Below are 26,997 nucleotides of genomic sequence, written 5' to 3'. Positions count from 1 at the left end.
ATATAAATATATATTAGCAATATTTTTGTTGACTTGCTACTGCATTTCATTTTAAATTAGTAATATGAATTTTAATTCATTATAACTAATATTTTATGGGGGAGAGAACAAAGAATGAATAAAGCAGTAATTGTTTCGGTTATTATGCGTGTGGTGATGGGAATTATATTTATCGTTCACGGGATTACGAAGCTGCAAATGGGACTTGGCAATGTGGACGCATGGTTCAGCTCAATAGGGATTCCTGGATTTGTAGCCTATCTCGTTTTTGCGCTTGAACTTGTTGGGGGCATCATGCTGATCTTGGGATTGTTCACTCGTTATGTATCGGCATTGTTTGTACTCATGCTAATTGGCGCTACGCTTACGACGAAGCTATCCGCCGGACTGCTTGGCAATGACCAAATGCCCGGCTTTGAGCTGGAAATCGGTTTTATACTGATTTCGTTGTATCTGGCCGTTGCCGATAAGTCGCCTTTATCGATTGACCGCTTCATGAAAAAGCGCAGCGCATAATTCTAACTAAGGAGATTCTGTCATGCACTCCATTTTTCAATACGACGTTCATATGCCGCCTATTATAGCCCCGGACAAAAAGTATCCAGTCATCTTTACGCTTCATGGCAAAGGCTCCAACGAACAAAATATGTTCGGTTTGGTTGCCCCGCTGAAGGATGATTTTATCATTATCGGCATTCGCGGCCATTTACCGCTAGGAGCAGGTTATCAATATTATGAGTTGAAAAGTCTGGGCAATCCTATCCGCGAAATGTTTGACCATGCGGTTGAGCAGCTGAGTGCATTCATTCATGATGCCACCGTGAAGTATCCGATCGATCTTGGCAAACGATATTTGCTTGGCTTCAGCCAAGGCGCAATCCTGTCCATGACCCTCGCGCTTACGATGGGAGATCAGTTGAAGGGTATCGTTGCGATGAACGGGTATGTTCCAGAATTTGTGAAGACGGAGTATCCGCTGCGCAGCGTGAAGGACGTATCTGTATTTATCTCGCACGGCGAGTTCGATTCGGTATTTCCGGTTAGAATCGGTCACGAGACAGCGGCGTATTTCAAGGAACAAACGCCCAGCCTGACGTTCAGATTATATCCAACAGACCACGGAGTATCCGTAGAGAATCAGCATGATATTCTAAATTGGCTTAAGCAGGATGCCGATTAGATTTGGACAATGGCGAGAGGAGTAGGGGTTGACATTTCGATCCGTAGTAACTACAATGATTACAACGGTGGTGATGCTAAGTGAAACAGATTAGTAGCAGATTTTCGATTGCTGTCCACATCCTTTCTCTAATCGCCATTAGTTCCAAAGATTGCACCGGCGATTACATTGCAGGCAGTGTGAATACGAATCCTGTCATCATTCGCAGAATTATGGGGATGCTGAAGAAAGCGGGGTTGGTAGACGTTCGTCCGGGAGTAGGGGGCGCTTCCTTGCTGAAGGATCGCGATAAGATCACGCTATTGGATGTGTACCGCGCCGTGGAAGTCATTGAGGACGGTGAACTGTTTAATTTTCACGATGAACCGAATCCGCAGTGCCCGGTTGGCCGGAACATTGAAGCAGCTCTTCGTTCGGAAATGAAGGAAGCTCAAGCTGCGATGGAACAAAGGCTGGCACAAGTGAGTTTAAGCCAGTTGGCAGATCAGTTTGTGGAATAAAAAGCTCTTAGAGCTTTTTTCATGCCTGAGTTGTAACCAAATCAGTTATAACAGTAGGGTAAAAATAAATGAAACTAAATGGAGGAATTACAATGAAAATTTTAGTAACAGGCGCAACAGGGAAATTAGGATCGATTGTCATTGAAACGCTATTGGAAACCGTGCCGGCTGCGAATTTGGCAGTTAGCGTACGTAATCCGGAGAAAGCGGAGAGCCTTCGCGACCGCGGCGTAGACGTACGGTACGGCGACTTTGACCAGCCGGAAACGCTAGACAAAGCGTTCGCAGGTATCGACCGCCTCTTGCTCGTGTCCACGGACGGCGATAACGAGACGCGGATCCGCCAACATGCCGCTGCCGTAGCAGCAGCTAAGAGCGCAAACGTCGGTTTTATCGCGTATACCAGCTTAGGGAACGCGAGCGAGAATACGATTTTTCTTGCGCCGGTGCACCGTGCTACAGAGGAAGCGATCATAAACAGTGGAATTCCGTATGCCTTCCTGCGCAACAACTGGTACTTGGAGAACGAGACCGCAAGCATTCAAGCGGTCCTTGGCGGAGCGCCATGGTTGACATCTGCAGGCTCCGGCAAGGTCGGTTGGGCAGCCCGCCGCGATTATGCACAGGCTGCTGCAGCGGTATTAACTGGCGAAGGCCACGAGAATACCGTGTATGAGCTGTCCGGCAAGCTTACTACGCAGGAAGAGCTGGCTTCGATCCTTGCCGGAATATTAGGCCGGGAAGTTCCCGTTCAACAAGTGGATGACGCCACTTATGCCGGTATTATGGGCAGCGCGGGCGTACCTGAACCGGTCATCCCGATTCTGGTAGGGATTCAGAGTGCAATTCGCGATGGCGCATTGGAAGTCGAGAGCAATGATTTGCAGAGCTTGCTAGGGCGTCCTGCAACGCCGATCGATGAAGCTCTCCGTCAAATCGTAAACGAAATACAGGCATAATTTAAGCTTGCTTAACAATTAAAGAGGTTATTCCAGAAGGTCGAAGTTGACCGGAGGAATAGCCTCTTTATGTTTACCATTTTATTCGCTTGATTAAATGAATAATCTCTTCCTGTTCCTCAACGTTTAGGTGCCAAGTCCGAATTTCATTTATTATTTTATCCATGTTGGTATAGCCTTTGGACAAACCGTTTAAGCGTGCAGCCAAGGTGGCGTTCGTCAGCTCTTCCTCTGCCCGGTATAAAGTCTTTAGTTTGTCGATCGCATCCGGGAACCGTTTCAAATAATATTTCTGATGTCTATCCTCGGCGATATAGAAAGCGGTAAAGGGAGCAACCTCCGTGTCTGGTAGGCCATTACCTTGTTCATCGGAGCTCTTCATAACCTCCCGGATGATACGGAGCTGCTCGGGATCGCGGAACAATACCAAGGATTTATACTGCCTGCCTTTGTAATCATTGATATTGACGGGATTATGAGCGCTCCAGAACACCTGCAGGATGGTCTCCAACTTCACAATATCTGAATCAAAATCCACTTCGACCACCTCGGTGTGATCGCCAAGCTGCCGGTAAGTCGGATTTTCTGTCGTCCCTCCAGCAAAGCCTACACGAGTTCGTAGGATACCGGGTAGTTGTCCGAACAAAGCGTCCGGGCTCCAGAAGCAACCCATACCCATTGTTACACTTTGGATGTTCCTGCTTGTCATCGTGGTCACCTCTTTTTTATTATATCAAAAAGGAGGGAGGAACCACTATTCGACGCTAAAATAGTATGGTATTGTTTTATACATTCCCATATATAAGGAGGTCTTTCCCTTTACATGCTTCGCTGGCTGAAAGAAACCTGTTTTACAAATTTAGAGCTAGAAGCGCAAAAAAATCGACTGCTCTTTTTTTTGCTATGCGGGCCTATTTTTATTATGGCCGAACTGAACATCTCCACGTACTATTCCTTGTTTGATCCAATTAACGGGCGGTTTTTACTCGTTATTCTCGTCTTTTTCGCAATTCTCCTTTCGTTATTATTTGTACCTGCCGCTGAAAAGAATTATAAGTATTATTTTATGACCGGGATGCTTCTCTTTTCCATGTACCAACTGTGGACATTCAACGATAATTCGTTAATCTATCAAATTATGTATATAAATCTAGCGCTCTCGCTTGTCTACCTTAACGGGCAGCTTATTATATATACCGGAGTGACAACGGTTATTTTAACAGCGCTTGGCTTCTTTCTGGGGAAGGATCTTTTCTTTCCGCATATGGACGGCGCAACGGTGAACGGCTCCATTGTCATTGTTATGCAGACAACCGTTGTTTTGTGGGGAGTTACCCAAATCGGCAACCGATTTCATTATTTCATCGATCATAATAACCAAATGAAGATGCTCTTGGAAGACAATGAGAGCCAGATCCTGCTTATCCACGAGCAGAACCGCGCATTAACCGAATATTCGAAGCAGGTGGAGCAGCTGACGATCGTCGAAGAAAGAAACCGGATCTCGCGGGAGCTCCATGACACGATCGGACATACGCTGACTTCCATGATTGCCGGGTTGGAGTTGACCAAACGTGAGATCGGTATGAACCAGCAAGAAGCAGACAAACCTATTGAACGATTGGATACGCTGTTGCATCTCGCGAGAAGAGGCCTGGAGGATATACGCGATCATGTTCATAATGCGGATACGATCGGCCTTAACGAATCGCTGGTTGACCGGATCCGCAGACTGGGCAGCGAGCTATCCGTGAATACCGGCATTATGGTGGAGTTCCACTCAGAAGGAGTCGTTTATCCTCTGCCGCAGGTGCAGCACCTCGCGCTGCTGCGATGCGCACAGGAGTCGCTTACGAACGCGGTTCGTCACGCAGGAGCCAATCGAATTCGCATCGACCTTCGATACCAAGACGATAAGGTCCGCCTTGAAGTCAAGGATAACGGTACTGGGGCTGCGGAAGAGAAGCTCCAACAAGGTTTCGGGATTAAAACGATGAAAGAACGGATTGCCTCGGCGCTTGGAACTGTGGAAGTCGCCTCCGAATTCGGAAACGGTGTCCGGGTAACCTGCGAGATTCCTGTAAGAAAACACGGCGGCGCGAAAAATATCCGGCTGCTCCTTGCCGAGGATCAAGAGTTAATTGCAGAAAGCTTCCGGATTTTGCTCAATATGGAGCCCGATCTGCGGGTTATTGGGGTGGCCGGGGACGGACGCAGCTTGGTGGACCTGTGTGAGCTGGAAGCGCCAGATGTCATCTTACTGGATATACATATGCCAACGATGTGCGGAGTCGAGGCGTTAAGCATCATCAAGCAGCGTTGGCCGGAAATTAAAGTGATTATCCTGACCACGTTTCAGGATACCGATACGGCGGCGGAAGCGATCTCGCTCGGAGCCGAGGGTTATCTACTGAAAAGCGTGCAGCCCAAGCATTTGGCCGAAGCCATTCGGATCGTTAACAGCGGCGGTTCGTTAATCTCGATGGAGACGGCCAGACTGCTGGCCGACACCCGTAAGGAACAACGCCAGGTACTCCAAGACGCACCGAAGCAAGAAGCGCAAGGAATCATTGGGCTGCATGGGCTAACCGAGAAAGAACTTGAAATTATCAGGTATCTCTCGGATGGGATGAAATATAAAGAAATTGCGCAGAAAATGCACTTTTCGGAAAGTACGATTAAAAACTACGTATCCATCATTTATTCAAAGCTAAATGTGGAGAATCGGACGCAAGCCGTTAATAAGGTGCAAAACTTGTTATAACTTCCGAAAGCAAGCGCAAGGCAAGAAATTCGGTAAGTATGCCCGAAAGTTAAGTACTTTTTTCCCTAGTTATCCGCATGATGCTTCTCTATACTTGAGCTAAAATCATGGCGTGTACAGGGGAGTTAATTAGAATGAAAACAATTTTCAGAAATGAAAGCGGAGCGAAGGAAGTTTATATTCAAGCGTACGATAGAACGCTCCAAGAATGGGATGTTCCAGTCGAATCGACATATGTAGATACTTCTTTTGGGAAAACACATATCCTAATTTCAGGACCGGCAAATGCCGAACCACTTTTTCTGTTCCACGGATTTGGATTTAGCTCTACAATGTGGATTGAGAATGTGAAGCCGCTAAGCAGGTACTACCGCATCTATGCCGTGGATTTCATCGGTGATATTAACAAGAGCGAAGCGATTCGGCAGATTGCAAGCAAGGAAGAATGCGCAAGCTGGTTCCGTGAAATCTTGAGCGGCCTTGGCATTGACAAGGCCCATGTCGCAGGGCTGTCCTATGGCGGATTTATTTCGTTGGTTTTGGCCGTGTACGCTCCGCAGCTTATTAATAGAATGGTCGTCATGTGTCCTGCAGCTTCTTTTCAACCGCAGAGCAAGAAATTTTTCATCAAGTGCCTCCTTGCCGGCATCTTCCCGACAACCAAACGATTGAACAATTTAATGGACTATATGATCGGCAAGGGAAATCAGGTGAATGAGATTTTGAAAGACCAATTCATCACAGGCATGCAGAATGCTTTGCCAACCAACAAGTTGTTTCCAAGCTGCATGAAGGATGATGAGCTGAAAGCCATTCAATGCCCGATTCTACTACTGATCGGAGATCAAGATATCCAGTATGATCCTCAGAAAGCGATTGCCCGAGCGAAGCGCCTGGTTCCGCGCATCCAAACGAAATTAATTGCAGATACGGGACACGGGCTGGCCATGGAACGGCCGAAAACGATTAATGCATTGATGATTACATTTTTCAAGACTTCGGCAAATCAAAAATATGGAGCTGTATGATGATAACATTATCGGAACGTCTAGGCGGATTATCATGTGTCATATCCGGAGTGCTTCTTTTTCTCGCGCATGCATTAAACCTTGGGGCAAGTAACGGTATAGGAACCACGCTGGGGCAGACACTAGTCTTGTCCGCTCATCTGCTTCTTGTATTTGCTTTCTTTTGGTTATACTCGGCGTACCGAAGTCAAATCGGCTTCCTCGGTCTGTTGGGCATGATTTTGAGCATTATCGGTACCATTCTTGTTACGGCCATTGTTTTTGTAGAAGTTGCCAGCGTATCCGGCAAGCAAGTGGGCGCTGTTTTTGAGACAAGTGTAACCAGGAACCTGCATACCTTTGGTCCATTGCTATTTGTCCTCGGAATGATCCTTTTCGGGCTTTCGTTTCTTCGGGGAAGGGCAGTTCCTCGCGGTGGCGGGCTGCTTTTGATCGTGGGAACATTGGTTTTTGCAAGCGGGAGTTTGGTTGTGGAAGCTGAAGCTTTAATCTCTACGATTGGTGCTGCCCTAACGGGAGCCGGTTTTGTGTGGTTGGGGATGAGAACGAATAGATCGTCGCACGTATAAAATATACAAATAGATCTGATTTTAACCGGAGTCAGGTTCATATTGCCTTGATTTTCTACGCTTTGTAGAGAATCAAGGCTTTTTTGCGCGAATTGGCACTTTCAGCATACATTCAGTCAGCTTTCATATGCCTATCAGCCAAACTTAATCAACACTTCAGGTTAGCACTCTATACTAGTATCTATCAGCAGCAATCAAATAAATGATACATGAAAGGCGGTAATCGCATGAACGAAGATATGAAAAACACAGACAACACTAATGATATAAAAATAGAAAATAAGCCGCGGAGCACAAAATTGAAATCTACGTTTACAGCTTTTATGGCTGGCGCACTCGTCGTCGGTGGGTTAATGTTCACCTCAGATAAAATGGATCTGTTCGGGTTAAATGCGCAGCCAGTTCAATCAAGCGTTGCTGCAACGTCTAACTCGGGAGGTGCTGATGTCCAAACGGCTTCGTTAAATCCAAACGGGACGAACAGTATCTCATCCATAGCCAAAGCGGCGAGTCCAGCTATTGTCAAAATCGAGACGAAAGTAAAACAGACACAGAGTGGACAGAATAGAAGAAACGCCTTTCAGCAAGGGAATCAAAGCGGGGATACCATTGAGAATGGGATTGGATCAGGCTTTGTTTTCGACTCAAGCGGTTATATTTTAACGAATGAGCATGTGATCGATGGCGCTGATGAAATCAACGTCTATGTACAAGGCTACGACACACCTTTTACGGCAAAACTTCTGGGAAGCAGCTACGATCTAGACTTGGCCGTACTCAAAATTGAAGGAGACAAAGCTTTTCCTGCTCTGAAAATCGGCAATTCCGATAATACGGAAGTAGGGGACTGGCTTGTCGCGATCGGCAACCCGTATGACTTCGATTACTCGGTAACGACAGGCGTATTAAGCGCCAAAGAGCGTGAGATCAGCATCGATGATGAGCAGGGTACGCGCGACTACAAACATTTGCTGCAAACAGATACAGCGATCAATCCGGGCAATTCCGGCGGTCCGCTTTTAAATATGAATGGCGAAGTTATCGGTATCAATACAGCTGTCAACTCTGAAGCGCAAGGCATGGGCTTTGCAATTCCGTCAAGCACCATTAGTTCGGTTGTCGATAAGCTGAAAAATAATGAAACCATTCCAAAAGAGCCAGCACCATATATCGGCGTAGCCTTACAAAATATTTCGAATGATATGCTGGATGACTTAAAAATCAACAGTACAAAAGGTGCCGTAGTGACTGAAGTGAAGCAAGGCACGCCGGCTTTTCAAGCGGGAATTCGTCAGTACGATGTGATTTTGGATGTAAATGGCACTGCGATATCAAGCACGGATGACCTTACCAAAGCTGTGAAAGCCGCGACAGTGGGAGATAAACTGAAAGTAACAATCTCACGTGATGGTGAAACGAAGGATGTTACGGTTGAAGTTGGCGATAAAAACGCAGAGACTAGCTATCAAAGTTAGTAAAAAAGATTGCCTATTATCCTGCCTTCTGGCTGGAGGTAGGCAATCTTTCTGTTTGGATGAACATATCGGAGAGATATATGCCTTTCCTTATGCTACAATTATTCGTAGTGCTCCATTAGATTGTTCAAATGGACCTCTTGTTCATTCTCCGGGTCATTAAGCGGATAGATTCTTGCGGTTTCATTTTGCTCGTCTACATTTTGAATGTAAACCGGGACTCCGTCGCACGTTACATTTGCCATTACTGGCGAAGCAGCAATTTGTTGGGCACGTTGTGTATTCATTTCAATACCTCCATATGTTTCTAACGATACTAATGTTGGCTTTGTATTCGTTTTTTATTCTTCAGAACGGTAACATGACTTAGAAAGGTTGGATATGTTTTGGGCAGCAGTAACATTTATTTAAGGAAGTTTGAGATGAAGGATGCAGGCGAACTTCTTGAACTAAAGCTTAGAAATCGTAATTTTTATGAGCAGTTTGAGCCCATCAGAGATGAATCGCATTTTACGCTAGAAGGGCAGGAAAAGGAGATTGCGATCGGCATTCAAGGGGGAGCCAGCGATCAATCCTATATTTTTGGAATTTTTAAGACAGAGACGGCTGAACTTGCAGGAAGAATAGCACTAACGGGTATTGCGCGAGGTGCTTTTCAGAATGCGTACTTAGGCTATTTTATTGATGAAATACATAACGGTAAAGGCTATGCAACAGAGGCTGTTACTTGGTGTGTGAATTTTGCCTTTAACGAGATAGGATTGCACCGGATTCAAGCTGGGGTGATGCCTAGGAACATTCCATCGATCCGGGTTTTAGAGAAGGCAGGCTTTAGACATGAAGGTTTAGCCCAAAAATATTTGAAAATTAACGGCACATGGGAAGATCACGCATTGTTTGCGATAACTGCTGAGTAACTAGAGGAAGCGTTCAGGCGAAGTGGGAATAATTGATCTGTTGGGGGAGAGATTGTATGGGTTTTATTAGCGTTCTTCTTATTCTTCTGGGATTAATCATGTTGTTTAGACCCTCATTCATATGGACCGTTACGGAGAGCTGGAAGTCTAATGATGCAACTGAGCCATCGGACTTGTATGTATGGTCAACCCGTTTTGGCGGGAGTATAGTTGCACTTGCAGGTTTGGCTGGTGCTATTGCGATTTGGTTTTTGTAACCGGAGTAAACGTTTAATAGACAGAGGTCCCTCAATTGCCGTGATACGGCTTGAGGGATTTTTTGCTAATTCACCCCCTGAAACCGACAAAATTCGACGAATGTGTATAAGAACTAACCATAAGGAGTGAATCACGATGGCGAATACTTACAAACGCTTCATACAAAATCAATTCGAAAAAGTGAAGTCTACCGCATCCGAATTCATTTCTTCAAGAAGTGAAGAAGATGAGGATGAAAGCCTGATAGAACTCAATCCGCAATATTATGCTGAGCTGAAAGAAATCGCCGATATGCAGCATACGACCGTGCAAGCGATCGTCAATGGCATCATTGTCCAATACCTGACAAGCGCCCCGCACGAATTAGCACCCATTTCAGTTGCTCAAAAGGAAGATAACCCGCTTCTGTACTTGGATGGTATTTGCAAACTAAAGAACTAAGGAGTGCTGACATTTGGATAACCACTTGAACATTCAGGAGGCTATTTTTCTGGATGAAACTGCTTTAGCCGCTTTGATGAACCCTGAAAATCCCCGATATTTGAAAGCACGTTCTCTTTTTCTGGATTTGCATGATCTCGAACGTAATTACGTAACGACCAATTCCATTATTTTTGATCTACACGAATGGCTGCGCAATGAATACAGCTATGAGCAGGCGGAATATTTTCTGAATGCGATTGATAAAGCCGTGAGTAAAGGCAAGCTGGCGCTCATCTCTGGCGGCCCCGAAATTGAAGTCGAATCGCGCAGACTGCTTATAGACAGGCCCGAGCTCCGGTTCTCGCTCAGCGAAGCATACACAGCTGTAACCATGTCCTATTACCAGGTAAACCGTATCTTTACTTTCAATCGAAATTTCCTGATGCTTTCCAATTTGGACAAAAATATTCGCCTTATTCCATCCGGTTAAAAGCATTTCCCCAATCGCCTAAAAATACGAAAGGCTGTCTCAAAAGCAGAAAATTCTACTTTTGGGACAGCCTTTTGTGGTTTAAAACTTGTAAATGAGCGCCTCATGCGGACGAAGCTTGAAATTCGCGGCGCCGCTGTCATCTCCGGTTACATCCGGATAATTGGCAAGCATCAGCTCTTTCTTCCGGCCACTGAAACCGTCCGGTAGCGTGAAGGATGTTTCATGGTCGGCGTGATTCAAAATAATCAACCAGATTACGTCCTCTAAGGTTCGTGTGTACATGTAAAGATGCGGATCTCCCGCAGAAAGATCTTTATATTCTCCGTATACCATGACATCATGTTCTTTACGCAGAGCAATTAACCTCTGGTAATATCGGTAAATGGAGTTCGGGTGCTCCAGATCCTGCTTCACATTGATCTCCTTATAGTTCGGATTCAACTTGATCCAAGACGTTCCTGTCGTGAACCCGGCATTCTCCGAGTCGTCCCACTGCATGGGGGTACGGGAGTTATCGCGGCTTAGAGCCTTCAAGCTTTCAAAGACGGCTTGAGGATCTTTGCCGCTGAGAACCTCTTCCTGATAGCGATTCTTCATCGCGATGTCGTCGTAATCTTCAATAGAGGGGAAGCGAACGCCCGTCATTCCGATTTCTTCGCCCTGATAAATATAAGGCATGCCCGGTAACGTATGCAGCATAGTTGCCAGCAGCTTTGCTGACTCTCTGCGATATTGCTTATCGTTTCCATAACGCGTTACCTGACGGGTATGGTCGTGGTTGTTGAGGAATTGCGAATTCCAGCCTTTGCCTTTTAACCCTTCGTACCAACGGGTTTGAATGTCTTTGAATCGCAGCATGTCCCATGTTGGCATCTCGTCCGCCACTTCGAAGTGAAACAGCGTATGCAGCTCGTCTCGATCTTCTCCCACGTATTTCAAGCCTTCTTCAGGGCTAACGAACGCAGCTTCGCCAACTGTCAAAATATCAAAATGACGCAGCACTTGTTCATTCATTTCTTTCAAATAGGTATGTAATCCCGGATTGTTGGTCAAATACCGGATATCCTGCGGATTGTCGGCATCGGGGTAACCCTCCGGCTTAGCCAATAGGGCAATGGCATCCAAGCGGAAGCCGTCGATTCCTTTTTCCAGCCAAAAACGCATCATCGCATAGACCGCTTCGCGTACTTCGGGATTTTCCCAGTTCAAATCGGGCTGCTCTACGGCGAAGGAATGAAAATAATATTGTCCGGTCTGTTCGTCCCATTCCCAAGTAGACGGAGAGAAGTAGGAACGCCAGTTGTTCGGTTCTTGTCCGTCTATTGCATCCTTCCAAATGTACCAATCACGTTTGGCATGATCACGGGAGGAACGAGATTCAACAAACCATGGGTGTTGATCGGAAGTATGGTTTACAACGAGGTCCATAATCAGTTTCATGCCGCGTTGATGGATTTCTTGAAGCAGCGTTTCCCATATTTCCATCGTTCCGGCTTTCGGCATAATACGGTTGTAATCGGAAATATCGTAACCATTATCCTTATCGGGCGATTCATAGGCCGGGTTCAGCCATATAACATCCACACCGAGTTCTTTAATATAGTCGAGTTTCTCGATAAGCCCTTGAAGGTCGCCATAGCCGTCACCATTCGTATCCAAAAAACTGCGCCAATAGACTTGATAAACTACAGATTCCTTCCACCAAGTACGTTTCACTTCCAGCACTCCATTTCTCTAAGTAGATCAATAATCTTATTAAAACAACCGTTTTCTATTATTACTGAAAAGCAGTTGATTTGCAAAAATCATCGAGAACGCCTTAGCGAGTACTCTCGCGCACAGCCAGGAAAATGAAATGTTATGACTTTTCCCCTGTATTTTCGTCCTTCGCTCCCGTTTTCGTGCCTGCCAAATTCCAGTAAGCTAAATCATGTAAACACTTTCATTACAGAGAGAGCTTAAGTAGCGAGCGGATAGGAGGAGAACGGATGGAACCGATAGCTGCCAAGATGACCACCGCCAAACAAACATCGCTGTCGAGGCAGATAAGGAGGATATGGACATACAAATTGCTTTACGTTTTGCTGCTGCCCGCATTGGCTTGGGTTTTCATTTTTGATTACCTGCCGTTATACGGAATCAGCATTGCTTTCATGGACTATAACGCGATACAGGGGTTCTCGGGTAGTCATTGGGTTGGATTAAAATATTTTCAAATGCTGTTTGAATCGGATATGTTCATGAATGCCTTCAAGAACACTCTGCTCATCAGCTTGTACAAAATGATCAGCGGTTTTCTGTGCCCCATCTTGTTAGCGCTTGCACTAAATGAAATTCGTGTCGTATGGTTTAAAAAGTCGCTCCAAACGGCCGTCTACTTGCCGAGGTTTGTATCATGGGTCGTTTACGGTGGGATTATCACGCTGCTGCTTTCGCCCGAAACCGGAGTCATTAACAAGATCATCGAGTTCTTCGGCGGCAATCCGGCTTATCTGCTTGTTGAGCCTGCTTATTTCCGGACTATTCTGGTCGTTACGGATGCGATGAAGGAGATGGGCTGGGCGGCCATTATCTATATGGCAGCTATCGCCGGACTTAACCCGGAGGTCTACGAAGCAGCCACGATGGATGGCGCGACACGGTTTCAGCGAATTTTCCATGTAACGCTCCCTGGTATTACCGGAACCATTATCGTTATCTTCATCCTGAGGGTCGGATATATCATGAGCGCAGGATTGGATCAGGTCATCAACTTGTACAATCCGATGGTCTTTGAAGTCGGTGATATTCTGGATACGTACATTTACCGTGTCGGCATCGAGCAATTTAATTTGAGTCTTGCTGCCGCAGCGGACGTGATCAAGGGTGTTATTGGACTAGTGATGATGCTGGCAGCCAATCAAATTGCCAAGCGAATCAATGATTCCGGTATTTTCTGACGAAGGGAAAGAGATGCGATGAAGCTAACAAGAGGCGAGAGAGCCTTCGTCACAACGAACTACGTAATTCTGACGATCATGACGATTATTATTGTCATTCCTTTCTGGTACGTGATTTCCGTTTCCGTGACACCGTATCATATTTTCAGCGAGCAGAACGGATTGATTTTGTTTCCCAGCTCGTTTAGTTTTGAGTATTATGCGTATTTGTTAAAAGAGGGCTCGCTGATCTTCAAGGCCTACGGCAATACGATCCGGAATACAGCGGGCGGCGTTCTGCTCGCCTTGTTCCTGACAACAACAGCCGCCTACGCGCTTGCAGAGAAAAGACTGCCTGGTAGGCGAATCTTCATGCTCATCTTCGTCTTCACGATGCTGTTCAAAGGCGGCATGATCCCTACCTATATCACCATCAAGCAGTTAGGGCTGTTAAACACCAATTATGTGCTTATTTTGGTCATGGCTTACAGCGCTTTCAACATGATTATTATGAAATCGTTTTTCGAAACCATTCCCGAGAGCCTGCGAGAATCGGCTTCCATGGATGGCGCCTCCGAGTTCAGAATCCTATGGCAGATCGTGCTGCCGCTATCCAAACCGGTAATCGCAACGATCGGACTGCTATACTTGGTTGTCTATTGGAACGATTTCTTCAATGCCATGCTTTATGTGACGGATTGGCACAAAGCGCCAGTGCAACTCATCCTCCGCACGATTATCGCCAGTTCCAGTCTTCCGCCGGAGCTGCTTGAAGCGGCTGGCTCGACGCCTCCGCCGACCATCGGCATCCAAATGGCCGCGATTGTGATCGTGGCGCTGCCGATGCTCATCATCTATCCGTTTATTCAAAAGCACTTCGAGCAAGGAATGTTAATCGGCTCTGTCAAAGGCTAATTGATTTATTCGTTCTTGTCATTCCCATCGGCATGAAAATAAAATATAATTCAAGGAGGTCAATATTTTATGTCAAATCATGGTAGAGTTTGGTCATACAGTGTGCTTTCCACCCTCTTGGCAGGAACCGTAACCCTCGCAGGGTGCAGCAAGGCTGGTGACACGGCACCTTCTGCGGCAGCGCCATCGGCAAATACAGTCGTTTCGGCAGCACCTAAAGTTGAAGAGCCTTACGAACTTAAATGGTTGAAGGCCCAGGATATATCCAAGCCCTATGATCCAACGAAGGATGCCGTCAAACAAGCTGTAGAGAAAAAACTGAACATCAAAATCACGGCGGAGATGGTGGACGTTCAGCAATATAAAACGAAGCTTAATCTCAAAATGTCCAGCGGCGATATTCCCGATGTCGTCCGTATCGATTTCGCCGACGATTTCCAAAAATATGCGCAGCAAGGCGCTTTCGTAGATCTCACGAATCTGATTAATGAGAAAGATACGCCGAATATTCTCAAGGAAGTGCCGAAGGAAGTATTCGAGCAGGCGAAAGTTAACGGTAAAATTTACGGGATTCCTTATCAAGGAGGACCTGGCGCCGGCTATCGCTGGAATGTCGTGATGCGTAAGGACTACGTGGAAGGCATGAGCGCCCAAATCCCAAAAACGCTGGATGAGTACTACAATTTGCTGAAAAAAGTAAAAACAGAGAAACCGGACGTCATCCCGCTCGGCGGCTATACGGCACAGATTGGCCAGCAGAAATATGCGAACAATTCATTTGATCATATTTTTGGCGCATTCGGCGTAACACCAGGCTATTTCACGGAAAAAGACGGCAAATTCAGCAATTATGATATCGATCCGAAAATGAAAGAGGCCCTGCAGTATTTGCAAAAAATGTACGCAGAAGGACTTATCGATAAAGAATTCGCAACGATCAAGGAGGAGCAGCTGCGGGCGAAGCTCTACAGCGGCAAACTGTTCTCATGGATGGGCTGGTGGTCCACACCGAATGACTATGACACGCAGGTGGAAACTAACGAGCTTAAGAAAAGCGGCAAATTAGCTTCCGATGGCAAGCTGCCGGATCAGTCCAACATACCGTTCAAATATTTATCTTTGAACAGCTCGCTAGTCGGCCCCGATGGCAAAGCGGTAGCTCCTGCAGGCGCACCATTTGGCCAAATGCACGCAATCAGCGCGAAGACCAAAGATCCGAAAAAAGTGCTGGCGATCATCGAGAACTCCTTGTCGCTCGAGAATCAAATGCTGACCGTATGGGGCATTGAAGGAGAAGACTATAAGATCGACAATGGCAAGATGAAGGTAGTTACCGATCTGATTGATCCTAAGACGCAGCAAGATAAAAATGGGAACTTCCGCGGTATTCAAAGCTACCTGTTCGCTCCTGGCTTGAAAGGATGGCCACGGTATTTGGAATCGCTGCCGCTGCGTCATTCGCAGGCGTTGGATGTTGCGATTAACAATCCGTTCCAAATCACAGACGCTTCCAACTATTTGGACTCTCCGACGAAAATCGCCAAGCTGGTGGAACTGAACACGCTGCGCGATTCCGTCTTCACACAAATTATTATGGGCGCGGATATCAAGAAATTCGATGAGTTCGCAGACAAATGGAAATCACAGGGCGGCACGCAGATTCTTACCGAGCTGGAAGCCTCCTTTAAGAAGAAATCAGGCAAATAAGTTTTGGAGAGCCCCTCGATCGGCACATGCTGATGAGGGGGCTTTTGCCATCCTAAGAGGGAAAGAGGGTGATCTTCATGGTGAGTCGCTTCCGCAAACGCAGCGGTCATGCCAGGTTATTATCACGGCTCAGTTTACCGATTTTCGTGTTGATCGTAACCTTTATCGCCCTGTTTGCCACAGCCGCCAGCTATATCCTCATCCGGGTGCAGAACGACCATACCTTGAAGATGGCCGAGCAATCAACGAAATTTGTTTACCGCAACATCGAATATCAAATTAACACGATGAACAATGTAGCTGCATTTCTGATGAGTAATCAATCGATTGAAAATTTACTTATGAACACGTATGAGAAGCCCTTCGAAGCGGTTAGCGATCTATATACGCTGGAAGCGAATTTGCAAAATCTTTCTTTGTTGTCTCTTCTGAACGATTTCGGCACCGGCAATAACGTGCAGCAGTCGTATGTCGTTTCTGTTGCACTAGAACCGGGGAGCGGACTCTATGCCATGGCGACGGAACATTTTTCCCCGATAACCGGGATTTATAAAAATAATGATTTACAGCAACAGAAATGGTTTCAAAGTCTGAGTCGCGGAGATAGACAGATCGTATGGTGGAGCCAGAAGTCGGATGCCGATACGGCCATGATCTATTCGGCACGCAAAAAAACGAGCCTCAAAGACGGCCGCAACGTGGGTACGGTCATTGTTGGTGCGGATACGGGCAGTATCAGGGGGATCTTCGACAATGCAAAACTGGATGAAGGCTTTCACCTGCTGCTGGATGAATCGAACCGGGTCATCTATAGTGAGCGTTACAATTTTCTCGAGGACGTTAGCGAACTTTCGTATGTCCGCACACTCGCCGATGCTCAGGGAACAATCATATCGAAGGTCGACGGGGAGAATCACCGGGTCATGTTCGAAACGTTGGATAACGGGTGGAAGCTGCTTTCCGTCGTTCCGGAGAGCCATTTCAGCAGATATACCTTGGCGATCTCGCTTATCGGTGCTGCCACGGCTGCGGCTGCGCTGCTTATTGCCGGTTTCTGGCTCCGGCAAATCGTTGTCCGGGTGACGGTGCCGATTACCAAGCTCGTTACCGCCATCCAACGCCCGGAAGTGGTGGAATTTAAAGAGCCGCTGCCTTATCAGAACACGGGCATTTATGAAATCGATGAGCTGAATCAGAAATTCGCAGCGATGCTCGTAACGATTCATGGCCTCATCGAGAAATCGTTTACCGAAGAGGTTGAACGCCGCCAGCTTCAACTGGAGCTGCTGCATGCGCAGATTAATCCTCATTTTTTATATAATACGCTGGACCTTATTAATTGCCGGGCAATCATGTCGGGGGATCAGGAGACGAGCCAGATCGTTCGCTCCTTGGCTAACGTATTTCGCTATGGACTGAACCGGGGGGAAACCTGGATTTCACTAGATGAGGAGATCAAACAAGTTGAAGCGTATCTCCATATTCAACAAATGATGATGGATGATTTAGACGTCGATGTGGACTTGCCGAGCGATCTCTTGCATGTGAACATCGTTCACTTGATTTTGCAACCGCTTGCGGAAAATGCCGTCATTCACGGGTTCGCCGATCGCAAAAAAGGTTGCCGGATTGCGATTTCAGCCCGCTTGGAGCGGGAAGGGCTCGTGCTGAGCGTGGAAGATAACGGCCGGGGCTGCGATGCAGAGTTAATGAACCGCCTGCTTCGTCAGCAGTCGGCAAGAGATATGGGCGAATTGAACGAGGCAGGAAGCGGCTATGGCACCCTGAACGTTCACCGGAGAATTCAACTGCATGGCGGAGAACATTATGGCTTGAGGTATATAGACGTAGGCGAAGGTTCGGGGACCCGAGTCGAAATTGTTTTGCCTTACTACGGGAAGCAGCCGGGAAGAAGAAAGGATGTTGCGAATGTTTAAGCTGCTCATTGCCGAAGATGTGAAGATTGTTCGTGAAACGTTGAAGCACGCGATCGACTGGCAGGCACTAGATATAACGCTGCTCGGTGCCGTAGAGAATGGTGAGGAAGTGCTGGCGTGGCTTGAACGCGAGGAGCCGGACCTGCTCTTGACCGATATCGGGATGCCGAAGATGAACGGACTGGAGTTAATTGAGGCGGTTAGAATACGCAATCCCGATATTCGCTGCATCATTTTATCCGGGCTGAATGAGTTTGATCATGCGCGTCAAGCGATTAAGCTGCAAGTGCTGGATTATGTGCTGAAGCCGATCGATCCGCGTGAAATTGAGAGAGTGCTGTCGCAAGCCGTTGAAGTGCTGCGCAAAGAAAGAGAAGAGCGTCAAACATTGAAGCTGGCCGAGCAAACGGCCAAAGATCAGCTTCCGAATTTGTCGGAAGCGCTGCCCCGTGGGGAATGGACCGGCAGTTTGAAAAAGAAAAAGTTGGTTGAGCAAGCCATCCAATTTGTGAAAGAATCCTATATGCGCAAGGAACTGGCGCTGTCTGATGTGGCGGCATCCGTCGGTCTGAGCGATAAATATTTGAATATGCTATTTAAAGAAGTCACGGGAATGACCATTAATCATTCGATCATTCGTCTCCGGATGCAGGAAGCAGCCCGGCTGTTGAAGGATCCCGCCGTCAAAATCTATGAAATCTGCGATTGGATCGGGTACACCGATCAGGATCATTTCAGGGAAAGCTTCAAGAAACAATACGGGTTGACGCCGACCGAGTACCGCAATAAGTTTTTGTAGCACAAAAAGTTGAGGCGGCTAAATAATACGGACAACATGTTCTGTATATATATTAGCTAAGAAGTATAGAGGCGTTGCGAGATCAATTGGATATAAAGGAGGGGGGGACGATCCTACATTCGATTGGGAAAAGCATTCCCAGAAAGGAAACATGGGAGAAAGTCACAGGGCTTGCCAAATATATGAATGATGTCTCAGGACCGGAATTATTACATGTCAAAATTGCCCTTAGCCCGCATGCTCATGCGAAAATAAAATCCATTGATGCGTCCGAAGCCATGAAACTTCCGGGTGTAAAAGCGGTCATAACAGGTCAAGATGAGCCGATTTTGACTGGATCGCCCCTGGCAGACCGTCCGCCACTGGCCATTGACAAAGTGAGATATTTCGGCGAGCCCGTCGCCTTAGTCGTTGCGGAGCAAGAATATGTAGCAGAAATGGCGGCTCTCCGAATTAAAGTGGAATACGAACTTTTACCGGTCGTCCTTTCTCCGAGCGACGCTTATCAGAACAGCGCTCCGCTCATCCATGAGCATCTTGCCGAGTACAAGCGACAAGAAGAAGCTTTCCCGGAGCCGGGAACGAATATCGCGAACCGGACCAAGATACGCAAGGGCAACATGGCAGAAGGATGGAAGAATAGCGTTCATACGATTGAAGTTAAGGTCACAATCCCCCAAACGGATCACGCAGCGATGGAGATGCGCTGCTGTACTACGCAGATTTTACCGGACGGAAGAGTGATCATCCATTCCGCCTCACAATCGCCTTTTGTTATCCGAAGAACGATCAGCCAATCCTTTCATATCCCGCTTCATAAAGTGATCGTTCACACGCCTCTGGTTGGAGGTAGTTTCGGTGGGAAATCGGCGATTCAGCTCGAATTACTTGCTTTTATGGCTTCCCGCGCGGTTGGTGGAAAAGCTGTAAAATTGGTGAATTCCCGGGAGGCGGACATGATCTCTTCACCCGTCCATATCGGACTGGATGCGACAATTAAACTTGGCTGCACGCGTGAAGGGAGATTGATGGCGGCCGAAATATTATATCTGTATGATGGCGGAGCGTATTCGGATCGGGGGGCGGTTATGAGCCGGGCGGGAGCGGTCGATTGTACGGGACCTTATCGCGTTGAGAACGTTCAGTGCGACTCCTTATGCATGTATACGAACCATCCGTATTCCACTTCCTTTCGAGGATTCGGCCACCCAGAACTGACGTTCGCTATTGAAAGAGCAATGGATTTACTGGCTGGTCGGGTTGGCATGGATCTTCTAGAGTTTCGGTTCAATAACGCAATAGGACCAGGAGATACGTCTCCGACACAAACATTACTCGATAGAAGTAATTTGGGCGATCTGCCCATGTGCATTGCCAAATTGAAAACATTACTCCAATGGGATGCTCGTCCAATGCGTGAAACCGATGGCCATCTCGTCAAGGCGGTGGGGGTATGCTGTTTCTGGAAAAATTCCGATACGCCAACAGATGCCGGAGCGGGAGCCGTTGTCGCATTTAATCCGGATGGGAGCCTTAATCTGCTCTGCGGCGCAGTAGAAATCGGTCAAGGCAGCAGGACGTCTCTGACCCAACTGTTAGCCGAGAAGCTGCGTATGGATGACCGGATGATACATATCTCTACAGATGTCAACACGGAGAAGGATCCCTATTATTGGAAAACAGTAGCAAGCCGCAGCACGTTTCTAGTTGGCAATGCGATTCTACATGCGGCTGACGATGCCATCGCACAGCTAAAAAACATAGCTGCAATCGTCTTGGAATGCTCGGCAACAGACTTGGAAGTCGGAGCGGGCAAGGTTTATAGGAAAGATCGCCCTCATAAAGGGATAGCTATTGAAAAAATCGCTAACGGCTACACATTTCCAAATGGAAATGCGATTGGCGGTCAAGTTATCGGCCGCGGGAGCTATGCCATGCGTAATTTAACCTTATTAGACCCTCAAACCGGCAAAGGAAATCCGGGTCCGGAATGGACAGTCGGCGCGCAAGCGGTAGAAGTGGAGTTAGATACAAGAGCGTATACCTATAAAATCATTAAAGCGGCAACCGTCATCGATGCCGGCAAAGTTATCAATCCGGGAATGGCCCGCAGCCAAATAACAGGGGCGATGAGTATGGGCTTAAGTTTTGCCAGCCGGGAAGCTTTTGTATTTAATGATAAAGGCGCCGTATTAAATCCGCAATTTAGAACCTACAAATTGCTTCGTTATGGTGAGCAGCCAACGTACATCGTTGATTTCGTCGAGACGCCTCATTTGGAAGCGCCTTACGGGTTGCGCGGGATCGGAGAGCACGCCTTGATCGGCATGCCGGCCGCATTGGCGAACAGCTTAACCATCGCTGCTGGCGTAGAGCTCAATCATCTGCCATTGACACCCGAGATGATCTGGGGGACGATCCATGATACCGTTTGACTTTGAATACTACAAACCCTCTTCTGTAGAGCAGGCTGTGGAATTTTTTCAGTATTTGCAAAAACAAGGGAAGAAACCGATCTACTACGCCGGAGGTACGGAGATCATTACGTGGGCACGAACAAACGCCATTCATCCGGGAGCAGTCATCGATTTGAAGGCTATTCCGGAGTGCAATGCAATGGCTCTGCGGAAAGATCAGCTGGTTCTCGGAGCCTGTGTCACATTATCGGCTTTGTCTAGGGCGAACCTGTTCCCTCTCCTCAGCGAAACAGCGCAGGGAGTCGCCGACCAAACAGCCCGGAATAAGATCACGCTCGGAGGAAACATTTGCGGCAAAATTCATTATCGTGAGGCTGTACTCCCGCTTCTGCTGGCCAACAGCCGTATGGTTATTGCAGGCATGTATGGAAGAAGAGAAGTTTCGATTCACCATGTTTTCTTGCAACAAATGAGATTGGAAAACGGGGAGTTTCTTGTCCAAACATTAACAGACCGAGCCTACTTATCACTGCCGTACGTTCATGATAAGAAACGGCAAATAGGCAACGTCGGATATCCTCTCGTCACATTATCTGCTCTTAAAATAGATAACGAGATCCATACGGCATACAGCGGCGTCTGCGCATTCCCTTTTCGATCTCTTGAGATCGACCGGGTGTTGAACGACTCCCAAGTACCATTGACAGCAAGAATTGCACAAGCGGTACGTAAGCTTCCTGGCCCTTTCCTGCATAATACAGAAGGTTCCGCTTCTTATCGGGAATTCGTACTTAAACAAACGATGGCAGACGCGGTATATTTATTGCAAAGTAGGTGAAGCATGTCATCTCGACACATGGCTGTTTATCCAGTCGAATTTGAAATTAACGGAGATAACCGAGCGATTCAAGTGCGGGCTGCAGATGTACTGCTATATACACTTCGAGACAAGCTCGGACTCACAGGGAGTAAACCCGGTTGCGGTAACGGAGACTGCGGGGCCTGTACAATATGGGTCAACCGCCAGCCCCTGAAATCGTGTCTAATGCTCACCGTGGAAGCTAGTGGAAAACAAATCACAACGATTGAGGGTCTAAAGGACTCCCCCATCCAACAGGCATTTGTTCAAAATCAAGCGTTCCAATGCGGTTACTGCACTCCTGGTTTTATTATGAACTGTGAAGGCTTGCTGAGACTTCACCCTCATGCTGATGAAGAGACCATTCGGGTTTGGCTGGAATCCAACATTTGCAGGTGTACGTCCTACGAAGAAATTCATCGTGCCGTTAAGGACGTTTTTAAATTTGAAAATCGTGACTAACTTGTTCTGCGTTCATATATAAGGCAACCGGGTACTGATTCTTCTCCATATCATCAGGCACTTTCATTTGCGGATGTGGCCCGTTTGAAACTAAGCCATACCGTTCCGGGTCAGCCAATCCTTCTTTCCATACCTCGATAAGTTCCGCTAATGTGTTCAAATGATCGGCCCACACTCGCTCATTCTCTTGTGCAAAATTGCCGCTTTCGGACCACATCGCCAAAATACGTATCATATCGCCGAGCTTGGCATATCCGGAACGAAGCGGGTTCATCTGCTGGTTCAGTTTTTTCAACGTATTGCGTTTAGTGGCGCCTAGCGGATTATAACGCAGACTTTGCTCCGCTTTATCCAATTCGTTCGTCGTTTGATGAAGCTCCTGAAATAAGGTTTGCAATTGATATTGCAAATCCTGTGTTTTAGCTGTGGAACAGCCCTCTGTAACCCATTGCGCGGTATTGGTATAATGATTGGCTAGATGGTCTGCGAAATGGATCATCTTTTTTTTGGCTTTGTTTACAGAATCGGGAGGGAATATCATGACATGGATCAAGAGCGCTACAATCGCGCCAATAACGGTATCGCGTATCCGATCAAGGGGATAGCTCGGCATCTTGCTTTGAAAGTACATGACCAATAAAATACTGAGAGAAAATTGGACAATTGTGGCATGCTCCAATTTCAGCCACGTTAAGAGAAGAGTGCCGATAAGAAGAAGGAGTCCTATACTCCAGCCGTTTAAGCCGACATAAGGAGCTATAGAAGCAGTGATAAGAACGCCGGCTATCGTTCCCGCGACGCGCTGCCATGCGAATTGTATAGATTTATCAACGGTTAATTGGATACACAAAATGACTGTCAGTGGAGCCAAGTAAGGATGCTTGGACCCAGCCCATTCGGAAAGCTCCCAAGACAGTGCAGCAGCTAATGGGGTTTTCCATACATCCCCTTTGTATTTAATAAAATCTATCATTTTATTCGTCACTTGTTAGGCTCCATCTTCATTTTAAAATTATTCTCGTAGTATGCGAATCCAACTTTACATTTATTACTAAAAACTAAATTTCCTGATTCTTTTGCTCATGTAGGAATCGAGATCTAGATATGCAAAGAATAAAACTTTATAATTAAAACCAATTCATATTCAAGCAGCTCTAAGAAAGTTGTTATAAGGAGGCGTTTCCAATTTCAGCAGAGATACGCGCGAATGAGCTTGTAATTTTGAAAACGATCGCAGAAACACTGAACCAAGCCAATGAATTGGAATCGGTGCTATCCCTTGTCTTAGCCAAGCTTCTGGAATTAACGAATTTAAAAGCCGGTTGGATATTCCAAGTCAGTAAAGACCCCGATCTGGGGCACTCTTGCTTATCGGCAGAAGGAATTCCGGAGGCGCTCGCCCGTGACGATATGGCGCCTCTTAAGGCCAAATCCTGCTGGTGCATCGATCGGTTTCGAGATGGAAGGCTGAAACATGCCGTTAATATTTTAAGCTGTGAACGCTTGGAAGAAGAAATGCTGATCGCGGTTGGCGATACGGAAGGCATCAGCCACCATGCAACGATCCCGCTGTGGGCCGGACAAGAAATGTTCGGTATTATGAATGTGGCTTCTCCGGGGAAAAAGCATTTTCACGAGGAAGAGCTTGCGCTGCTCCAATCGGTCGCTTTTCAAATCGGGACGGCGATTGAGCGGACCATGCTGTACCGCCAGCAGCAGAAGCGCGCTGTCCATTTTGCGAAGCTCGGGGAAATTACAAGATCGCTAGGCCGCTTGTTGGCGACTGAAAAGATTGCAGGCGAGTCGGTCCAACGATATGGCGAAGCCTTCGATATTCCGCTTGTGACGGTATTCATTCAAGAGGGTGACAAGATGTCACCGCGTATGGAATTTATGGATGGCAAATTGTATTCGTGCTGCAGCTCCTATACGATGCGCAGCTTAGGACCTATTGGCCAAGCCTTTCTGAAACAGGAGACGATCAGGTTCGAACGGTCAATTGCGGACAATGCCATTTCGAGAAAAAAGGGGCTCTACCCGGAGATCCGCTCCGGTGTTGCCGTTCCCATTATTTTGAGAGAGGAACCGATCGGCGTTTTTTTCATTGGCAGCTTGAAGAAACAATACTTCGATACGGTTGATGCTGAAGTCGCGAGAGCGTTTACTGACCACATTGCTCTAGCCTACGAGAATGCGAGAGTATACGAGCAGCGCCGTGATTTGGCACGCAGCGAAGAGCGGAATCGGTTGGCCAGAGATCTTCACGATTCCGTCAGCCAAATGCTGTTCTCGCTTAATTTGACATCGCGGGGTCTTGAGAGCATGATTGGCGATGCGGAGCCGCTCGTGAAGGAAGCGCTGACAGATATTCGGCAGTTATCGCAGAATTCACTCACCGAGATGCGCTCTCTCATTCTCCAGTTAAGACCGGCCGGATTGGAGCATGGACTGTTAACCGGTCTCACGCAGTATGGCCGCCAAATTGGCTTGACAATTACAACGCAAGTAGAAGGTATGAGAGAACTCCCGCGTATGGTGGAAGAAGCGTTATGGCGCATCGGGCAAGAGGCGCTTAACAATGTGATTAAGCATGCGCGGGCCAAAAACGCGCTCATCTCCCTTTGCACCACGCCGGATCACGTTTATTTTGAAGTGAAAGACGAGGGTATCGGCTTTACGAAAGAGCGGCGCACGCGGCAAGTGAAATTCGGCATGCACACAATGCGGGAACGGGCTGAAGCGCTTGGCGGCTCGTTTGGCGTACAAAGCCATAAAGGAAAAGGGACGACCATTCAAATCTCATTTCCGTTGTCTATAATGAAGAATGCATAAGATGGGGGAGAATCGATGTCAATCCGAGTGTTACTTGTCGATGATCATGCTGTAGTCCTGAGAGGATTGCAGTATTTTCTAGGCACTCAAGCCGGTATCGAATTGATCGGGGAAGCCGCGAATGGCGAGGAAGCGTTGCAAAAAGTAAAGGAGCTCAGCCCTGACGTCGTTGTGATGGATCTCATCATGCCTGTCATGAATGGCATAGAAGCGACGAAGCAGATCAAACAATTATATCCGAACGTGAAGGTCATTGTGCTTACGACGTTCTCCGATCAAGACCATGTGCTGCCGGCCATTCGGGCTGGCGCTAACGGCTACCTGCTCAAAGATGTGCAGCCAGAGGAGCTTGTGCTTGCGATTCGCGGCGCCCACTCGGGGCAGGCGCAGCTGCATCCGCGAATTACGGATCAGTTGATGGCTCACTTGGCAGCGCCAGCGCCTGTCGAAGCCAATGAAGCTTGCTTAGAGAGCCTGACCGTTCGTGAACGCGAAGTGCTTGTGCTGTTAGCGGAAGGCAGGAGCAACAAAGAAATTGCGGCAAGGTGCCACATTACCGAGAAAACGGTCAAAACCCATGTCAGTCACGTGCTTAGCAAGCTCGGACTGTCCGATCGGACGCAGGCGGCCATTTATGCCGTTAAGAAGGGGTTGAGTTCTTAAACATATTGGCTAAGTGCAGCCCCGGAGGGGACCTTCTACGACTTTGGTCGTAGGACCTCTTCGGGGCTGCTGTCAGACCATTTGCGTAGCGGTAAATCATTCATGGCGCCGACGTTAGGACGCTTTTTCAGTGCTAAGATAGTTCTATAAATAAGAACGTCTAGCACGAAAGGGATGATTGGATATGTGGGAAAATCCGATTACTGTTGAACAATTTATAACATCCAGACAATGCGGAATAATGAAAGATAGTTTGTACGTAAATCTAAGAAAATGGCTGATGCGGACAAATTGATCTTTTATGGAGGTGAATTCCACTGAATTTGACAGAAACAGGTATTATTTTATTTTGTGAACATTATGAAAGTACACTTGATTTCTACGTCGAGAAAATGGGTTTGCCGGTAAGACGCAAAGGTCCTGAGTTAACTGTTTTAGATTTTGGCGGGAGTTATCTAATGATTGAGTCCAATGGGGTTGCATCGGACAGAGAAAAAACCAGAGCTGAAAACCCTATTGTTTTGAGGTTTAACGTCAAAAAGTTTGATGATGCGGTAAAAGAACTTAACGATCGTGGTACGAATGTTGAAATCAAAGCATTTGATTGGGGGACAATCGGGGTCATTATCGATCCGGAAGGAAACCGAATTGAATTGATTGAATGGTAGTCAGTCCTCTGTGAATGAGGGAGGAGAACTACAGGGCGCTATTATACTAAAAACAACCGTTATGGCATTCTGATGGGAACTATGATCCGCTAATCCATCATTCCGAGCAGCTAGTTAGATCAGAGAGGTGAAATTAGACCCTGTAGTTACCCTCGAGCGCTGAATTTTTGCTTTTTGCTGAAATAAGGGAATAAAGTTCCCTCAATCATGCGGAACCTGCGAGGCATGAGAATTTGAAATGTATCTGGAGTAGT

Annotated in this window: 27 protein-coding genes; 23 read left to right on the top strand and 4 right to left on the bottom strand. The window is 47.0% G+C overall.

Going from position 1 to position 26,997, the window contains the following annotated elements:
* Window positions 1-114: 114 nt before the first annotated feature.
* From AC3WRW_RS25820 to AC3WRW_RS25805, 4 genes are all read left to right on the top strand, one after another.
* Window positions 115-516: a DoxX family protein gene (locus AC3WRW_RS25820; protein WP_492549106.1), complete on the top strand. Its 402-nt coding sequence runs from the start codon at window positions 115-117 to the stop codon at window positions 514-516.
* A gap of 22 nt (window positions 517-538) precedes the next feature.
* Window positions 539-1,180 (top strand): alpha/beta hydrolase, encoded by a 642-nt coding sequence (locus AC3WRW_RS25815; RefSeq protein WP_492549105.1) that lies wholly within the window; start codon window positions 539-541, stop codon window positions 1,178-1,180.
* 80 nt (window positions 1,181-1,260) lie between these two features.
* Entirely contained in the window at window positions 1,261-1,680 is a 420-nt protein-coding gene (locus AC3WRW_RS25810; protein ID WP_492549104.1) for an Rrf2 family transcriptional regulator, read from the top strand.
* A 92-nt stretch (window positions 1,681-1,772) separates the two neighbouring features.
* Window positions 1,773-2,639: an SDR family oxidoreductase gene (locus AC3WRW_RS25805; RefSeq protein WP_492549103.1), complete on the top strand. Its 867-nt coding sequence runs from the start codon at window positions 1,773-1,775 to the stop codon at window positions 2,637-2,639.
* Between the two features lie 73 nt (window positions 2,640-2,712).
* On the opposite strand, the gene AC3WRW_RS25800 is transcribed toward AC3WRW_RS25805, so the two are convergent.
* The gene (locus tag AC3WRW_RS25800; protein ID WP_492549102.1) at window positions 2,713-3,348 is read right to left on the bottom strand and encodes a peptide-methionine (S)-S-oxide reductase MsrA; all 636 of its coding nucleotides are present in this window, start codon (window positions 3,346-3,348) and stop codon (window positions 2,713-2,715) included.
* Between the two features lie 114 nt (window positions 3,349-3,462).
* On the opposite strand from AC3WRW_RS25800, the gene AC3WRW_RS25795 reads away from it, so the two are divergent.
* The 4 genes from AC3WRW_RS25795 (at window position 3,463) to AC3WRW_RS25780 (ending at window position 8,475) form a co-directional block, all read left to right on the top strand.
* Window positions 3,463-5,403 (top strand): DUF4077 domain-containing protein, encoded by a 1,941-nt coding sequence (locus tag AC3WRW_RS25795; RefSeq protein WP_492549101.1) that lies wholly within the window; start codon window positions 3,463-3,465, stop codon window positions 5,401-5,403.
* Between the two features lie 134 nt (window positions 5,404-5,537).
* The gene (locus AC3WRW_RS25790) at window positions 5,538-6,431 is read left to right on the top strand and encodes an alpha/beta fold hydrolase (RefSeq protein ID WP_492549100.1); all 894 of its coding nucleotides are present in this window, start codon (window positions 5,538-5,540) and stop codon (window positions 6,429-6,431) included.
* The gene (locus tag AC3WRW_RS25785) at window positions 6,431-7,000 is read left to right on the top strand and encodes a hypothetical protein (RefSeq protein WP_492549099.1); all 570 of its coding nucleotides are present in this window, start codon (window positions 6,431-6,433) and stop codon (window positions 6,998-7,000) included. Before AC3WRW_RS25790 ends, AC3WRW_RS25785 begins: the two co-directional genes overlap by 1 nt.
* Before the next feature lie 299 nt (window positions 7,001-7,299).
* Window positions 7,300-8,475, top strand: a complete 1,176-nt coding sequence (locus tag AC3WRW_RS25780; protein WP_492549098.1) for a S1C family serine protease — start codon at window positions 7,300-7,302, stop codon at window positions 8,473-8,475.
* 101 nt (window positions 8,476-8,576) lie between these two features.
* Here AC3WRW_RS25780 and AC3WRW_RS25775 read toward each other — a convergent pair whose 3' ends face one another.
* Window positions 8,577-8,762, bottom strand: a complete 186-nt coding sequence (locus AC3WRW_RS25775) for a small acid-soluble spore protein H (RefSeq protein ID WP_492549097.1) — start codon at window positions 8,760-8,762, stop codon at window positions 8,577-8,579.
* Window positions 8,763-8,861: 99 nt separating this feature from the next.
* Between AC3WRW_RS25775 and AC3WRW_RS25770 the strand changes: the two genes are divergently transcribed.
* The 4 genes from AC3WRW_RS25770 (at window position 8,862) to AC3WRW_RS25755 (ending at window position 10,563) form a co-directional block, all read left to right on the top strand.
* Entirely contained in the window at window positions 8,862-9,392 is a 531-nt protein-coding gene (locus AC3WRW_RS25770; protein ID WP_492549096.1) for a GNAT family N-acetyltransferase, read from the top strand.
* 56 nt (window positions 9,393-9,448) lie between these two features.
* A complete protein-coding gene (locus AC3WRW_RS25765; RefSeq protein ID WP_492549095.1) occupies window positions 9,449-9,649 on the top strand; it encodes a DUF6199 family natural product biosynthesis protein in 201 nt (66 codons plus the stop codon).
* Between the two features lie 136 nt (window positions 9,650-9,785).
* The gene (locus tag AC3WRW_RS25760; RefSeq protein WP_492549094.1) at window positions 9,786-10,091 is read left to right on the top strand and encodes a hypothetical protein; all 306 of its coding nucleotides are present in this window, start codon (window positions 9,786-9,788) and stop codon (window positions 10,089-10,091) included.
* Between the two features lie 13 nt (window positions 10,092-10,104).
* Complete coding sequence (locus AC3WRW_RS25755; protein ID WP_492549093.1) at window positions 10,105-10,563, top strand: type II toxin-antitoxin system VapC family toxin; 459 nt, start codon at window positions 10,105-10,107, stop codon at window positions 10,561-10,563.
* 81 nt (window positions 10,564-10,644) lie between these two features.
* Here AC3WRW_RS25755 and AC3WRW_RS25750 read toward each other — a convergent pair whose 3' ends face one another.
* The gene (locus tag AC3WRW_RS25750; protein WP_492549092.1) at window positions 10,645-12,282 is read right to left on the bottom strand and encodes a glycoside hydrolase family 13 protein; all 1,638 of its coding nucleotides are present in this window, start codon (window positions 12,280-12,282) and stop codon (window positions 10,645-10,647) included.
* 272 nt (window positions 12,283-12,554) lie between these two features.
* Here AC3WRW_RS25750 and AC3WRW_RS25745 point away from each other — a divergent pair, with 272 nt between their 5' ends.
* From AC3WRW_RS25745 to AC3WRW_RS25710, 8 genes are all read left to right on the top strand, one after another.
* A complete protein-coding gene (locus tag AC3WRW_RS25745; RefSeq protein WP_492549091.1) occupies window positions 12,555-13,505 on the top strand; it encodes an ABC transporter permease in 951 nt (316 codons plus the stop codon).
* Window positions 13,506-13,523: 18 nt separating this feature from the next.
* On the top strand, window positions 13,524-14,399 hold the full coding sequence (locus AC3WRW_RS25740; protein WP_492549090.1) for a carbohydrate ABC transporter permease: 876 nt from the start codon (window positions 13,524-13,526) through the stop codon (window positions 14,397-14,399).
* A 69-nt stretch (window positions 14,400-14,468) separates the two neighbouring features.
* A complete protein-coding gene (locus AC3WRW_RS25735) occupies window positions 14,469-16,106 on the top strand; it encodes an extracellular solute-binding protein (RefSeq protein ID WP_492549089.1) in 1,638 nt (545 codons plus the stop codon).
* A gap of 77 nt (window positions 16,107-16,183) precedes the next feature.
* Complete coding sequence (locus tag AC3WRW_RS25730; protein WP_492549088.1) at window positions 16,184-18,043, top strand: cache domain-containing sensor histidine kinase; 1,860 nt, start codon at window positions 16,184-16,186, stop codon at window positions 18,041-18,043.
* Window positions 18,027-18,842 (top strand): response regulator transcription factor, encoded by an 816-nt coding sequence (locus tag AC3WRW_RS25725; protein ID WP_492549087.1) that lies wholly within the window; start codon window positions 18,027-18,029, stop codon window positions 18,840-18,842. Before AC3WRW_RS25730 ends, AC3WRW_RS25725 begins: the two co-directional genes overlap by 17 nt.
* A gap of 74 nt (window positions 18,843-18,916) precedes the next feature.
* Window positions 18,917-21,277: a xanthine dehydrogenase family protein molybdopterin-binding subunit gene (locus AC3WRW_RS25720; RefSeq protein WP_492549086.1), complete on the top strand. Its 2,361-nt coding sequence runs from the start codon at window positions 18,917-18,919 to the stop codon at window positions 21,275-21,277.
* Window positions 21,264-22,097, top strand: a complete 834-nt coding sequence (locus AC3WRW_RS25715) for an FAD binding domain-containing protein (protein WP_492549085.1) — start codon at window positions 21,264-21,266, stop codon at window positions 22,095-22,097. Before AC3WRW_RS25720 ends, AC3WRW_RS25715 begins: the two co-directional genes overlap by 14 nt.
* Before the next feature lie 18 nt (window positions 22,098-22,115).
* Window positions 22,116-22,580, top strand: coding sequence for a (2Fe-2S)-binding protein (locus AC3WRW_RS25710; RefSeq protein ID WP_492549084.1), 465 nt, complete (start codon window positions 22,116-22,118; stop codon window positions 22,578-22,580).
* On the opposite strand, the gene AC3WRW_RS25705 is transcribed toward AC3WRW_RS25710, so the two are convergent.
* Entirely contained in the window at window positions 22,558-23,565 is a 1,008-nt protein-coding gene (locus AC3WRW_RS25705; RefSeq protein WP_492549083.1) for an FUSC family protein, read from the bottom strand. The two genes, AC3WRW_RS25710 and AC3WRW_RS25705, sit on opposite strands and share 23 nt — an antisense overlap.
* A gap of 236 nt (window positions 23,566-23,801) precedes the next feature.
* On the opposite strand from AC3WRW_RS25705, the gene AC3WRW_RS25700 reads away from it, so the two are divergent.
* The 3 genes from AC3WRW_RS25700 (at window position 23,802) to AC3WRW_RS25690 (ending at window position 26,743) form a co-directional block, all read left to right on the top strand.
* Entirely contained in the window at window positions 23,802-25,412 is a 1,611-nt protein-coding gene (locus AC3WRW_RS25700) for a GAF domain-containing sensor histidine kinase (protein WP_492549082.1), read from the top strand.
* 15 nt (window positions 25,413-25,427) lie between these two features.
* The gene (locus AC3WRW_RS25695) at window positions 25,428-26,075 is read left to right on the top strand and encodes a response regulator (RefSeq protein WP_492549081.1); all 648 of its coding nucleotides are present in this window, start codon (window positions 25,428-25,430) and stop codon (window positions 26,073-26,075) included.
* 323 nt (window positions 26,076-26,398) lie between these two features.
* Entirely contained in the window at window positions 26,399-26,743 is a 345-nt protein-coding gene (locus AC3WRW_RS25690) for a VOC family protein (RefSeq protein WP_492549080.1), read from the top strand.
* Window positions 26,744-26,997: the final 254 nt, after the last annotated feature.

Source organism: Paenibacillus sp. FW126-R14, from assembly GCF_058789495.1.
This window is presented reverse-complemented; position numbering and strand designations above follow the sequence as displayed.